The organism is Streptomyces sp. NBC_01446 (assembly GCF_026340095.1).
Classification (GTDB): Bacteria; Actinomycetota; Actinomycetes; order Streptomycetales; family Streptomycetaceae; genus Streptomyces; species Streptomyces aureus.
Window position 1 is genome coordinate 418,655 of the sequence record NZ_JAPEPO010000001.1, and the last position, 12,860, is coordinate 431,514.

Here is a 12,860-nt window from a genome sequence, read left to right on the forward strand (position 1 = left end):
GTGATTCTCACAAGTTGACGGCCGGCCCCGAATCGATGGCCGGCCTCCCACCCATTGACGGGCACATGACTCGGCTGCTTCGATCACTCGCACTGAACAATTTCACCGTGATTGAAATGCGAGCTGCCCCGTGTCCCTCGTGCCCCTCGACGCCACCGAGCGTTTCCGCGCCCGATTCCCCTCCCTCAAGGACACGGTCCACCTGGCCAGTTGCAGCCAGGGCGCAGCCTCCGAGCACGTACTGACGGCGCTGCAGGAGTTCCAGTGGTCCATGCGCAGCCAGGGCGCGCCCTGGGGCGCGTGGATGGCCCAAGTGGACGCCGCCCGCGAAGCGTTCGCCGCCCACATCGGCGCGCAGCCGGACGAGATCGCGGTGGTCGGCTGCGCCTCCGAAGGCGCTTACCAGGTGGCGTCCACGCTGGACTGGTCGCGCCGCCCCGGCCTGATCACCACGGACATGGAGTTCCCGTCCATCGCCCACGTCTGGCTGGCGCAGGAGCGACGCGGCGCCCGGGTGCGTCATGTTCCGGAGCGGGAAGGGTCCGTCCTCGCCGAGGACTACGCCGCCGCGATCGACGACTCGACCAAGCTGGTCTCCGTGCCGCTCGTCTCCTACCGCAACGGCGTCCGGCTGCCGGTGGCCGAGACGGTTCGGGCGGCACGAGAGGTCGGCGCGCGGGTGTTCGTCGACGCGTACCAGGGACTGGGCGTACTCCCGGTGGACGTACGGGAGCTGGACTGCGACTACCTGGTGTGCGGTGCTCTGAAGTATCTGCTCGGCGTCCCCGGCATCGCGTTCCTCTACGCGCGCGGCGGCCTGCGCGACGACGTGGACCCTCAACTGACCGGCTGGTTCGGGCGAGTTGACCCCTTCGGCTTCGACCCGCGCTCCCTCGACTTCCCGGACACCGCGCGCCGCTTCGAGACCGGCACCCCGTCGATCCCCTCCGCGTACGCGGCCGCCGCCGGGCTTCGCACCCTCGCCGACGTCGACCCGAAGGACATCGAGGCGCACGTCGGCGCGCTCACCACGTACGCCCACACACGCCTGACCGAGATCGGCGAGACGCCTGCCTCGCCCGCCGACCCGGAACTGCGCGGCCCGCAAGTGGCGATCACCGACCCCGCCCCGGACGCGCTCGCTGCCGCGCTCGCCGAGCGCCGCATCGTCACCAGCCCGCGCGGCACCCTGCTCCGCGTCTCCTTCCACTACTACAACACCCCGTCCGACGTCGACGCACTTGTCGACGCGCTCGGCGAGATACGCGCCCAGTAGCACGTCCAGGAACACCGCACCCCACGGAGCGAGTGACATGCCCGACGACGCCGGAAGCAGCCCAACGGCCGCCCCCTCCCCCACCACTGGCCCGCATCAGAGCACTGGTGCCGACGGCCAAGACCATGGCCTGAGACGGTCCTTGACCGGACGTCAGCTCAGCATGATGGGCCTGGGCGGCGCCATCGGAACGGGCCTGTTCCTCGGCTCGGGTCTCGCCATCTCCGCCGCGGGGCCCGCCGCCGTGATCGCGTACGTGCTCTGCGCGTTGATCGCCCTGGTGATCGGCTGGGCGCTGGCCGAGATGACCGCCGTACACCCGGCGACCGGCTCGTTCGGCACCATCGGCCGCCACTATCTCGGCCCGCTGGCCGGCTTCGTGATCCGCTGGACGTACTGGACGATCCAGGTGATCGCGATCGGCGGCGAGGTCATCGCCGTCGGCATCTACGTCCGTTTCTGGTGGCCCGAACTGCCGCTGTGGGCACCGGTGGTGGCGTCCTCACTGCTGCTCCTGGCGGCGAACGCACTGACCGTCGGGGTCTTCGGCCGCCTGGAGTACTGGTTCTCCACCATCAAGATCACGGCGATCGGCGTCTTCGTCCTGCTCGGTTGCGCCTACGTCTTCCTCGGCCTGCCCGGCCACACGGCGGTCGGCACCTCGAACCTCTCGGGGCCCGGCGGTCTCCTTCCGCACGGCATGAGCGGCCTGGGCACCGCCTTCGTCTTCGTGATCTTCAGCTACATCGGCACCGAGATCATCGCGGTGACCGCCGCCGAGTCCGAGAACCCGGTGCGGGACATCCCGCGTGCCGCCCGGCGGATGGTCGTGCGACTCGCGCTCTTCTACGTTCTGGCCATGGCGGTGGTGGTCACCGTCGTGCCGTGGTCGCGCACGGCGGCGGGCGGGGACGTCACGGCGAGCCCCTTCGTCCAGCTCTTCGACGTCGCCGGGATCCCGGCCGCCGCGGGCATCATGAACTTCGTGGTCCTGACCGCGGCGCTCTCCAGCGCCAACGCCAACACCTACCTGGCAACCCGCATGATCCACTCCCTGGCGGTGGACCGGCACGCGCCACGGACGTTCGCACGGGTCGGCCGCGGCGGAGTCCCTCACCGAGCACTCGCCGTCTCCGGGCTCGGCCTGGGCGCCGCCGCCATCCTCTCGGTCCACTCCGAGGACACGGCGTACGTCCTGCTCTTCGGCATCTCGGTGTTCGGGGCGCTGGTCGTGTGGATCCTCATCCTCGCCACGCACCTGATGTTCCGCCGCCACCGCGCACGCCACGACCTCCCCTCCTCCCCGGCCCGGCTGCGCGGCGCCCCGTTCACCACCGTCGCGGCGGCGCTCGCGCTGGCCGCGATCCTGGTCTCCACGGCGTTCATCGAGGGTCTGGAGGACTCCTGGAAGGCCGGCCTCCCGTTCTTCGCGCTGCTCATCGTCGTGTACCGCTTCGGCGCTCGGCGCTACGAGACGGCGGAACCACTGCCGGACAGCACGTTGCTGCCCGAGCGTTCCGACGCCCGCCTCCCTGACACTCACGGCGAGGCGCTGCTCATCGATGGGCCGTCCGGTGCGGAGGCGGGGCCGAGCTGACGCCGCGCTCGGTAGCGCCGGCGACCCGGCCTCTCGCCCCCTCGCACGGAACTGCGGCACGTCGCCGAACGAGCACCCGCGGTCATGCCGCCGCGCGGCAGCTCAGGCGAACGGACGGTCCCCGGCGATCGCCACGCGTTCGGCGACCCGGGGGTACGGCGCGTAGTCGTTGACGGCGTAGTGCTGGGTCGCGCGGTTGTCCCAGAAGGCGACGTCGCCCGCCTGCCAGCGGAACCGCACCTGGAACTCCGGGACGTGGGCCTGCTGGAAGAGCAGCCGGAGCAGGTGGTCGCTCTCCGGACGCTCGAGGCCGATGATCCGGGTGGTGAAGGAGGTGTTGACGAACAGCATCCGGCGTCCGGTCTCCGGGTGGCGACGCACCACAGGGTGCTGGACGGGCGGGAACTGCTCCTGGAACGGGGCAAGTTGCTCCGGCGGGTAGAAGCGCGCGAAGCCCGGAAGGAAGTCGTGGACGGCACTCGCGCCGTCGATCCGCTCACGCACCCCGACCGGCAGGTTGTCGTACGCGGCCGCCATGTCCGCCCACATCGTGTCGCCCCCGACCGGCGGCACCTCCCGCAGCTGCAACACGGCACCCAGGGCCGGGCGTTCACGGAAGGTGACGTCCGTGTGCCAGACGTTCTCGTAGGTGGGAACGGCGCCGGCCGACTTGTCGAAGCGGACCACGTCGTCGGCATCACCTTGGGCGAGCAGCGGATTGGTCTCCAACTCACCCCAGTTGCGGGCGAATTGACGCTGTGCGTCGGACGTCAGGTGCTGGCCGCGGAAGAAGAGCACCTTCCATTCGAGGAACGCACGGTTCAGTTCCTCCCGCACCGCGAGGGACAAGGGCCGCGAGAGGTCGAGGCCGCGGATCTCCGCTCCGATGACGCGGCCCTGCGGAACGAGTTCGAAACGCTCGTACGGCCGCTCCCGCACACCGTCCGGCAGGCGATCGAGGATGCGCGTGCCCTCGTACAGGCCGTCGGCGGGGATTCGGTGGTCGCGCAGGGCTGATACGGGGGCGACGTCATGGGTGAGCGACATGGCGAACTCCTTCGAAGCTCAAAAGAAGGGCCGGCGGCGGACGGCGCGACGCGACGTTTCCGGGAACCGGTACGGGAATGCTCAGGCCCGAATACGCAGGCTTACGGCGGATTCAGCGACAGGAAGACGCCGGGGGCGAACCCACCCGGCCGCGGCGGCGCAGAAAGCCGTATCCGCGGGGCGCGCACTCACCGCGGGGGCCGCTGTGCTGCGGCTCATCCTCACGGAAGTTCGAGTGCGTCTGCATGTCGGTCACCCTAACGCAGAGCCCTGCGGGCCGACACCACGCGTCCATCATGGGAGATCCGTGCCATAGGAGGGCATCGCTACGCGCACGAACGTGAGCAAGTGCTCGGCTTTGCGTTCAGTGGCTCGTGCGGCACGAGCCCGCGGCCTGGCTCCCCGGGAGCCAGGCCGGATTCGGCAATGGGCCGACGGGTCCTACAGACCCAGGTCGCGCGCGACGATCTCCTTCATGATCTCCGTGGTGCCGCCGTAGATGGTGCTGATGCGCGAGTCGAGGTAGTCGTGTGCGATGCGGTATTCGAGCATGTAGCCGTAGGCGCCGTGCAGTTGGAGGCAGCGCCCGACGATGTCGACGTAATTCTCCGTGGCCCAGAACTTCGCCGACGCGGCGTCCACGGCGCTGAGTTCGCCGCGGGAGTGCCTGGCGAGCAGATCGTCGATGTAGGCGCGGCCCACACGGGCGGTGGTGACCATGTCGGCCAGTTGGAAGCGGGTGTTCTGGAAGGAGCCGATGGACCGGCCGAACGCCTTGCGCTCCCTGACGTACTCCACGGTCCGCTCCAGCACACCTTCGATGGAAGCCAGGGCGTTGGCGGCGATCGAGATCCGCTCCTGGGGAAGCTTGCGCATCAGTGCCTTGAAGCCGGAGCCCTCCTCTCCGAGAAGGTTGGCGGCGGGCACGCGGAGGTCCTGGAAGAACAACTCGCTGGTGTCCTGGGCGTGCAGGCCGACCTTCTCCAGGTTGCGCCCCCGCGAGAAGCCCGGCCGATCCGCCTCGATGACCAGCAGGCTGATCCCGCCGTGGCGGTCCGGGCCGGTCCGTACGGCGGTGACGACCAGGTCGGCGTTCTGGCCGTTGGAGATGAAGACCTTGCTGCCGTTGACCACATAGTCGTCGCCGTCTCGGACGGCGGTGGTGGCGATGCCGGCCAGGTCGCTCCCGGTTCCCGGCTCGGTCATCGCGACCGCGACGATGAGCGTCCCGGCGGCGATGCCCGGCAGCCAGCGGGCCTTCTGCTCGTCGTCGGTCAGGTCGGTGAAGTAGGGCACGACGATATCGCTGGAAAGACCCACCCCGGCGAGGCCGTCCGACACGGGATGGCGGGAGAACTCCTCGCCGATCAGCGCGTTGAAGCGGAAGTCGGTGATCCCGCCGCCGCCGTACTCCTCAGGGATGTTGAAGCCGAGAATGCCGGCCCGGGCGGCCTCCTCGAAGAGTTCGCGGTCGACCTTGCCCTCGGCCCTCCACCGCTCGGCGTGCGGCGCGGCGTGCTTGTCGACGAACGCGCGAACCGTCCCTCGCAGGAGTTCGTGGTCTTCGCCGTAGAGCGACCGTTCACCGAAGATCGCACTGGCCATCAGGACTCCGATCTGAACTGAACTCGTGCATGCGGCACGAAGAGAGCAGGGGAACGAGGACGGAAGAAGGAATGGGTGAGGAGAACGGTCAACGGGTCGGAACGAGCACGGGCTTCAGCGCCGGGCCGGCCCCCACGGGCGACGTGTCGCCGCTCATCGCACACCGAGCCGACGCAGCAGGGCCAGCTGTCCGTTGGTGCGGCGAACGAAGCGCTCCACGCCGCTCTGCCCGGGCTTCGGCGGTCCGAGCGGCAGGAGCCGCTGTGTGGCGATCGTCTGACTCTCGGTGTACTTGCGGATTCCCTCGGCCCCGTGGCGCCTGCCGAGTCCGCTCTCGCCCATGCCGCCCATCCCGGCCTCGATGCTGCCGGCCGCCGCCGCGGCACCGTCGTTGACGTTGACCGACCCGGCGCGGATCCGCACCGCCATCCGGCCGGCTTCGCGGGAGTCCTTCGACCAGATCGACGCCGACAGTCCGTAGGCTCCTTGGTTGGCCAGGTCCACAGCCTCACTGTCCGCTCCGTAGGCGTAGAGGGAGAGCACCGGGCCGAACGTCTCCTCGTCGCACACGGCCATCCCGTGCGTGACGCCTTCGAGGACGGTCGGTTCGTAGAAGAGCGGGCCGATGTCGGGACGGGCCCGGCCACCCACGAGTACGGTCGCCCCCTCGGCCACCGCACCGTCGACATGTGCCTCGACGGCCGCGAGCTGCGCCGCCGACGTCAGTGACCCGACGTTCACCGCGTAGTCGTAGGACCGCCCGAGCCGAAGCGCCCGCGTCGCCCGGACGAGCTCGGCGCGGAAGGCTTCGTAGACCTTCTCGTGCACATAGACGCGTTCGATATGGATGCACATCTGCCCGGTGTTGGCGAAGGCCGCCACCACCGTGCCGGTCGCCGCGGCGGCCACGTCTGCGTCCTCACGCACGATCAGCGGGTTCTTGCCGCCGAGTTCGAGGGAGGCGCCGACCAGTCGCCGCGCGGCACGCTCCGCGACGGTGCGTCCTGTGGCGGTCGACCCGGTGAAGCAGACGAAGTCGACGGCGTCGACCAGGGCGGTCCCCACCTCGGCCCCGGGACCGGCCACGATCCGCCACAGACCGGTCGGCAGCCCGGCCTCCGCCATCAGGGCACGAGTCCACAACATGGTCAACGCGGTCTGGGAATCCGCCTTGGAGACCACGGCGTTGCCGGCCATCAGGGCCGGCAGCACATCGCCGACACCGAGGTAGAGGGGGTAGTTCCACGGAGAGATGACGCCGACGACACCCTTCGGCACCCGCACCTCCTTGACCTTCGTCAGGCCGGGCACCATCCCGCGCACGTGGTGGGGGGCCAGGTAGTGCCGGGCACGCCGCGCGTAGTGTCTGGCGATCGCCGCGACCTGGGCCACCTCCTGCCAGGCGTGATACCGCGCCTTGCCCGTCTCCCACTGGATCAGATCGATCACCTGGTCCTGCCGTTCCAACAGCAGGTCGTGGAAGGCGAGCACCACATCGCCGCGGCGCCTCAGCGGCGTCCCCGCCCACTCCGGCTGCTCCGCCCGGGCACCGGCCACCGCCGCCGAGACGTCCTCCGGGGCGCACGCGGGAACGGCCGCGATCGGCGTCAGGTCGAACGGTGCGACCGCGGTCACGGGCTCGGCACTGCCGGGCCCGCGTCGCGACACGTCCCGGCGCACCCACGCGCACCACTGCGTGATCAACTCGTCCGTCACCCACGCGGGTCGAGAGCTCGTCGTCACAGGACTGGGAGGCGCGGGGCTGTTGGGCACGGGCCTGTCAGGCGCTGCACCGTCGGGCGTTGAGCTGTCAGGCGCCGGACCGTCAGGGGTTGAGCTGTCAGGCGCCGGACCGTCAGGCGCGGGGATCTGGTCCTGCTCCGTGGTCATGCGGGCTCCTCGGTCGTACGGGACTGGTTCGAGCCGGAATGCCGTGGCCCTGCGTCCGGTTCCCCCGGTGCGGATCCGGTGGGCCGGGGCCTGAGCCGGCGACGGCTCGTCGGTCACGTCGATGCCCTTGTCGACGGCAGCGCACCTCGCTATGTTAATCAGAAATCACATCCTGGAACAAGCTCTGAACCGTGCCGGCAACGCCAACTCCGCGTCACACAGAGCGAGATGGGCCGCACGTCCTACCAGGAAGGCGAGCAAGTCAATGCACAATCTCAGCCGCAGAAGAGTCCTGTCCCTCGGTGCCGCGCTGGGCCTCGTAAGCGCGACGAGCACCGCCAATGCGTGGGCGTGGTCGCCGACGGGCTCGGTCGCCGGAACGGGCACGGGCACCGATCCGGAATACGTGTGGGACGACGAGGTGGACCAGCTGGTGGCCTCGCTCATCGACAATGGCCAGGTTCCGGCGGTCAACACCGCGATGGCGTCGTGGGTGAACAACAACGACCCGCTGCCCAGTGGCCTGCCGGCCGACCTCACCGCATACCTGCAGAGGGTCAACAAACTTCCCTCCTGGGCGGACCCCGCCAAGCTGGCTCGCGCCGCCGACTTCAACCGGCGCAAGGACACGTACCTGTTTCTTCTGTACGGGCTCGGCAGCGGGATCATGAGCACTGTGATCCCGCGGGAGGCCAGGAGCGTCTACTGGTCCGCGGGCGGCGCCAACATGCAGGACCGCGCGGCGAAGACGTTCACGTTCGGCTACGACCTGGCCCAGCTGAAGGGCTTCGAGCCGACGGGCCAGTTCGTGGTCACGGCCAACAAGACGCGTGTGGTGCACGCCGCGGTGCGTCACCTGCTGCCGCAGTCGCCCCATTGGACAGCGGTCACGGACGAGCGCATCCCGATCAGCAACGCCGACATCCTGGTCACCTTCCACAGCCTGGGCACCTTCGTGCGCAGGAAGCTGCTCGACTGGAAGGTCCCGTTCTCGGCCGAGGACCAGGACGCCTTCCTGCACAGTTGGCAGGTCGCCCTGCACCTGCTCGGCGTGCGGGACGAGTACATCCCCAAGTCGTGGGCCGACGCGGAAGCACAGTCGGGGCAGGTCCTCACACCGATCCTCGCCCCGACGACCGAGGGCATCGAACTGGCCGAGGACCTGCTCGGGTTGACCGCACAGGTCGACCTGGGCGTCACGCGCGGTTTCCTCAACGAGTTCGTACGCTACGTCCTCAGCGACGAGATCGGCGACTGGCTGGGACTGAAGCGCGACTACGCCTCGGCGGCACTGATCCGCACGGCGTGGCCGGCCTTCATCCTGTTCCGCGAGGGGCTGTCGCCCGTCGCGCCCGGCGCCTTCTACGTCTTCGACCAGTTCGTACGCGCCTTGGCCATGCTGTTCCTCAACAAGGGCGCCTCGGGGACGACCACCCCCATCGTGATCCCGACCGGGAACAGAGCGGCCTCCTGAGGACCGGAGCCGATCGCGCGCAGGCCCGTCCCACGGCACACCTGCCGCAGGACGGGCATCCGCCCGCTCTCCGCCCAGACACCCCGGCTCTGCTCAGAGACCCAGGCTGGCCCCGAGACCCAGGGCTCCGCTCATCGACCCAGGCTCGGCCCCGAGGCCCGGGCTTCTGCTCAGAGACCCAGGGCGCCCGCGACCAGGCTGGTCACGGCGGCCCGGTGGTCAGGGCTGTCCTGCCACCGCAGTCTCCGCCCGGCCTCGACCACCACGCCGAACCCGGCGTGCACCAGCACCCGGGCCTGACGCGGGTCCAGCTCCGGACGCGCCCCTCGCAACTGCTGCTCCCAGACGGCGATGTGCTCACGCTGCGCGAGGACCAAGGGGCGCTGCAGGTCGGCCGGCAGGCCGACGAACTCTGCTTCGGCGACGCTCGTGAGAGCGGTGTGCTCGAAGCTGTAGGCCACGTACGTCGCCGCCAGCGCCGCGACGGCGTCACGCGGATCGGCCACCTTCTGCAGGCTCCGGTCCACCGCCTGAGCCAGCAGCCCCGCCGCCTGCAGGCATGCCGCCGCCAGGATGTCGACCTTGCCCGGGTAGTGGCGGTACAGCGCGGACGGGGCCAGCCCCACCGCCTGTGCGATCTGGCCGTTCGTGACGTTGGCGAACCCGTCCCGGGCGAACAGCGGGACGGCGGCCGCGAGGATCTCCGCGCGTCGTGAGCGCGGCACTGGCAGGACCGGCAGCTCGACGGAGCGCCTGCTCCCCACGGCCGGTACGGGGTCGGTCGCGATCACGCGCAGGGCGCACGCCGACAGCAGTTCCTCGACCCGCCGTTGAGCGATGGAGGTGCGATGCATCGTGATGGACCCGATCGCGCCGAGCGCCGCCGCGACCCGCAACTGCTCATCGGACCGCGGTTCCTCGCGCCGCACTGCCTCGGTGACCCGCCCGACGACGTACGCGAACTTCGCCCTGAGGAGCCGGCGATCCTCGCGGTCGAGGTACCTGGCCTCCCATCGGTACACGCCGCCCGACGCGCGATGCGCGAGGGTGACCCGGATGAGGGCGGTGAGCACGTCTGCCGGGGTCGCCTCGGGCGGCATCTCGACGAGCGCGCCGACGAGCCGGTCCACCATGGCGTGCGCGCACTCGGCGAACAGTGCGTACTTGTTCGGGAAGTGCCGGTACAGGGCCGTGGCGGTGATGCCCACACCGGCGGCGATCTCCTCCATGGACGCCGCGTGGTAGCCGCGCTCGCTGAAGAGCCGGCCTGCCGCCTCGACGATGAGCTGCCTGCGGTTGCGGGGGCGAGTGGCCGCGCTCGGCTCGGTGGTCATGAACGCACACACGCATGCGGAGACGGGGCCATACGGCCCAGTCAATCACACGTCGGGCAGGTGCTGGGGCGACCCGAGTGCGGACCGTGCGACATGCGGTCCCGAGACGCCACCTATGTGATTTTCCATTAACAAAATGCGTCGCGACGCTTCTCGAACCGCGGCATTGGACGGCACAATGCCGCAGCGGCCACCGATCGATACGACACCCGAGGAGTCACCCATGTCGACCGACACGGCGCCCGCCTGGTCCTTCCGGCACCACTGGATGTCCCAGGCGGCCACCCACGCGATGATGCGACCCGACAAGCCCGCGCTGCGCCATCTCGGAAAGACCACGACCTGGGCGCAGTTGTCGCGGCGTTCGCTGCAACTGGCCGCCGCACTCGCCGACCGAGGCGTCGCCGCGGGTGACCGCGTGGCCATGCTCACGCTGAACCATCCGTGGTTCGTGGAAAGCGTGTTCGCGGCGAACAGCCTGGGGGCCATGGCCGTGCCGCTCAGTTTCCGGCTCGCGCCGCTGGAACTCGACTACATCCTGACCGACTGCGCTCCGTCGGCGATCGTCGTCGACGCACATCTCCTGCCGCTGCTCCAGGCCGTGCCGAACGCCACGTCGATCGGCACGGTCGTCGTCATCGGCGAATCGGGCGAGGCCCAGGCCGAAGGCCGCACCGCGTACGAGGAGTTCCTGTCGGCGCACGAGCCGATGGAACTGCCCGACATCAGCGAGGAGTCCACCGCGCTGATCATGTACACCTCGGGCACCACCGGCCGGCCGAAGGGGGTGATGCTGTCCCACCGCAACATGCAGGTGCAGGCGATCACGTGCATCCGCGCGATGGAGATGTTCGACGACTCCGATGTCGGTTTCCTGACGGCGCCCTTCTTCCACATCGCGGGTCTGGGTTCGATCGTGGCGAACTTCGTGGTCGGAAGCACGGTCGTGATCCATCCGCTGGGCGCGTTCGACCCGCGGGCGGTGCTCGACGCCTATGAACGCGAAGGCGCCACCGTCGTGTTCAACGTTCCGCAGCAGTGGGACCTGATCTGCGCCCAGCCCGACATCGACAAGCGTGACCTGAAGCTGCGGATCATCAGCTGGGGTGCCGCCCCCGCGAGCCATGCGACCCTGCGCGCCATGGGCGAGAAGTTTCCCGCCGCGCTCAACGTGGCGGTGTTCGGCCAGACGGAGACCTCGCCGATCACCTGCGTGCTCCGCGGTGAGGATGCGCTGCGCAAGCTCGGCTCGGTCGGTCGGCCGATCCCGGGCATCCAGTACCGCATCGTCGACGCGGACATGAACGACGTCGCCGTCGGCGAGGTCGGTGAGATCGTCTACCGCGGGCCCACGGTGACGCAGGGGTACTGGAGGAAGCCGCAGGAGACCGCGGAGGCTTTCGACGGAGGGTGGTTCCACTCCGGTGACCTGGTCAAGCGGGACGACGAGGGCTTCGTCTGGGTGGTCGACCGCAAGAAGGACATGATCATCAGTGGCGGCGAGAACATCTACTGCGCCGAGCTGGAGAACGCCGTCGCCGCGCACCCTTCCGTACGGGAGGTCGCCGTGATCGGCAGGTCCGACGAGCGCTGGGGCCAGGTGCCGGTCGCCTACGTCACCGTCACCCCGGGAGCCGGACTGTCGCTGCGCGAGCTGACGGAGTTCCTCGAAGGAAAGCTCGCGTCTTTCAAGTGGCCGAAGGACCTCGTGCTGGTTGCCGAGCTTCCCCGTAACGCGGGCGGCAAGGTGGTCAAGTCCTTGCTCCGCACCCGGGACGCGGAAGAGGCCGGCGTCAGTGAACGGTGATCGATTTCGCGTGACGTGACCTCGCACGGGTGATCACTCCCAGGCTTGCCCCCGCACGACGCGGTACGGCGACCGACCGGCCCGCGCCGCGGCAAGCGCCTCCTCGACCGGCGGCCCGAACGCATCCCAGTTGCTCGCCGACCAGTTGTCCCCCGTACACACGATCTCGCGCCCCTCCCCGGCGTCGACGTGCACGAACGTGCCGCTGACCACGGCGACCACTACCTCGTCCAGCGCCTCGAGCAGATCGGCGGAACCGCTGTCACAGGCATCGCAGCCACAGTCCGGAAGTTGCTCGAGAGTCACAGCGGGCTCCCCCGCCCCCACCACGAGAACCGTCCCGGGAACCTCGTCGATGGCCGAGAACCCGAACACGAGAGGTACCGCGTCTGCGCGCACCGGTTGCAGCCGGACAGCGCCGCTCACGGCCACGCCCGGCTCTCGCCTCCAGATCGCCGCCGGATCCGTGACCGTCTCCACCTCGGCCAGCCCGAGCCGGGACAACGCCCGTGTCCAGGCGTCGGCCCGGGCAGCGAGAACCCGGTACTTCTCCGGCGCCGGACACCGCGAGTACTCCTCGTCCCGCACTTCGCCGTCAGGATGCGGATCGGGCCAGGGAGGGGTGTCCAACCCAGTGACGGCGAATGCCTCATCGACAGCCCGGCCGAGCCCCACTGGATCCATACCGGCACCCTACGGCGCGAAGCCGGGACGGGCTTCGCCACCGACCAGGGGTACGTCGACAGCGGCGAGCGCGCCACCCCACCTCCCCGGACAGCACAGACCTCGCCAGGCCCTTCGGCGATACGGCCCGTACGGCGCTGAACTGC

General features: G+C 69.7%; 9 protein-coding genes. 4 read left to right on the forward strand and 5 right to left on the reverse strand.

Features of this window, described 5'->3' with window-relative positions; all coding sequences use genetic code 11:
• Positions 1–130 precede the first annotated feature (130 nt).
• Positions 131–1,276: an aminotransferase class V-fold PLP-dependent enzyme gene (locus OG456_RS01900; protein WP_266556578.1), complete on the forward strand. Its 1,146-nt coding sequence runs from the start codon at positions 131–133 to the stop codon at positions 1,274–1,276.
• A gap of 142 nt (positions 1,277–1,418) precedes the next feature.
• Positions 1,419–2,873 carry an amino acid permease gene (locus tag OG456_RS01905; protein WP_266556580.1) on the forward strand — a complete coding sequence of 485 codons (1,455 nt, stop codon included), beginning with the start codon at positions 1,419–1,421 and terminating at the stop codon, positions 2,871–2,873.
• A gap of 102 nt (positions 2,874–2,975) precedes the next feature.
• On the opposite strand, the gene OG456_RS01910 is transcribed toward OG456_RS01905, so the two are convergent.
• The 3 genes from OG456_RS01910 to OG456_RS01920 form a co-directional block, all read right to left on the reverse strand.
• A complete protein-coding gene (locus tag OG456_RS01910; protein ID WP_266556582.1) occupies positions 2,976–3,920 on the reverse strand; it encodes a TauD/TfdA family dioxygenase in 945 nt (314 codons plus the stop codon).
• Positions 3,921–4,361: 441 nt separating this feature from the next.
• Positions 4,362–5,525, reverse strand: coding sequence for an acyl-CoA dehydrogenase family protein (locus OG456_RS01915; RefSeq protein WP_266556584.1), 1,164 nt, complete (start codon positions 5,523–5,525; stop codon positions 4,362–4,364).
• Between the two features lie 153 nt (positions 5,526–5,678).
• Positions 5,679–7,241, reverse strand: a complete 1,563-nt coding sequence (locus OG456_RS01920; RefSeq protein WP_266556586.1) for a succinic semialdehyde dehydrogenase — start codon at positions 7,239–7,241, stop codon at positions 5,679–5,681.
• A gap of 439 nt (positions 7,242–7,680) precedes the next feature.
• Between OG456_RS01920 and OG456_RS01925 the strand changes: the two genes are divergently transcribed.
• Entirely contained in the window at positions 7,681–8,889 is a 1,209-nt protein-coding gene (locus OG456_RS01925; protein WP_266556588.1) for an oxygenase MpaB family protein, read from the forward strand.
• A gap of 170 nt (positions 8,890–9,059) precedes the next feature.
• Here OG456_RS01925 and OG456_RS01930 read toward each other — a convergent pair whose 3' ends face one another.
• Positions 9,060–10,223 (reverse strand): TetR/AcrR family transcriptional regulator, encoded by a 1,164-nt coding sequence (locus tag OG456_RS01930; protein WP_266556590.1) that lies wholly within the window; start codon positions 10,221–10,223, stop codon positions 9,060–9,062.
• A gap of 223 nt (positions 10,224–10,446) precedes the next feature.
• Between OG456_RS01930 and OG456_RS01935 the strand changes: the two genes are divergently transcribed.
• Positions 10,447–12,030 (forward strand): long-chain-fatty-acid--CoA ligase, encoded by a 1,584-nt coding sequence (locus OG456_RS01935; RefSeq protein WP_266556592.1) that lies wholly within the window; start codon positions 10,447–10,449, stop codon positions 12,028–12,030.
• 33 nt (positions 12,031–12,063) lie between these two features.
• Here the strand turns inward: OG456_RS01935 and OG456_RS01940 are convergent, their stop codons facing one another.
• Positions 12,064–12,714 (reverse strand): DUF6226 family protein, encoded by a 651-nt coding sequence (locus tag OG456_RS01940; RefSeq protein ID WP_266556594.1) that lies wholly within the window; start codon positions 12,712–12,714, stop codon positions 12,064–12,066.
• Positions 12,715–12,860: the final 146 nt, after the last annotated feature.

Excerpts from the sequence above, each read along its gene's own strand:
- OG456_RS01910 (WP_266556582.1), bottom strand. The coding sequence starts at position 3,920 with ATGTCGCTCACCCATGACGTCGCCCCCGTATCAGCCCTGCGCGACCAC.
- OG456_RS01915 (WP_266556584.1), bottom strand. The coding sequence starts at position 5,525 with ATGGCCAGTGCGATCTTCGGTGAACGGTCGCTCTACGGCGAAGACCAC.
- OG456_RS01925 (WP_266556588.1), top strand. The coding sequence starts at position 7,681 with ATGCACAATCTCAGCCGCAGAAGAGTCCTGTCCCTCGGTGCCGCGCTG.
- OG456_RS01930 (WP_266556590.1), bottom strand. The coding sequence starts at position 10,223 with ATGACCACCGAGCCGAGCGCGGCCACTCGCCCCCGCAACCGCAGGCAG.
- OG456_RS01935 (WP_266556592.1), top strand. The coding sequence starts at position 10,447 with ATGTCGACCGACACGGCGCCCGCCTGGTCCTTCCGGCACCACTGGATG.
- OG456_RS01940 (WP_266556594.1), bottom strand. The coding sequence starts at position 12,714 with ATGGATCCAGTGGGGCTCGGCCGGGCTGTCGATGAGGCATTCGCCGTC.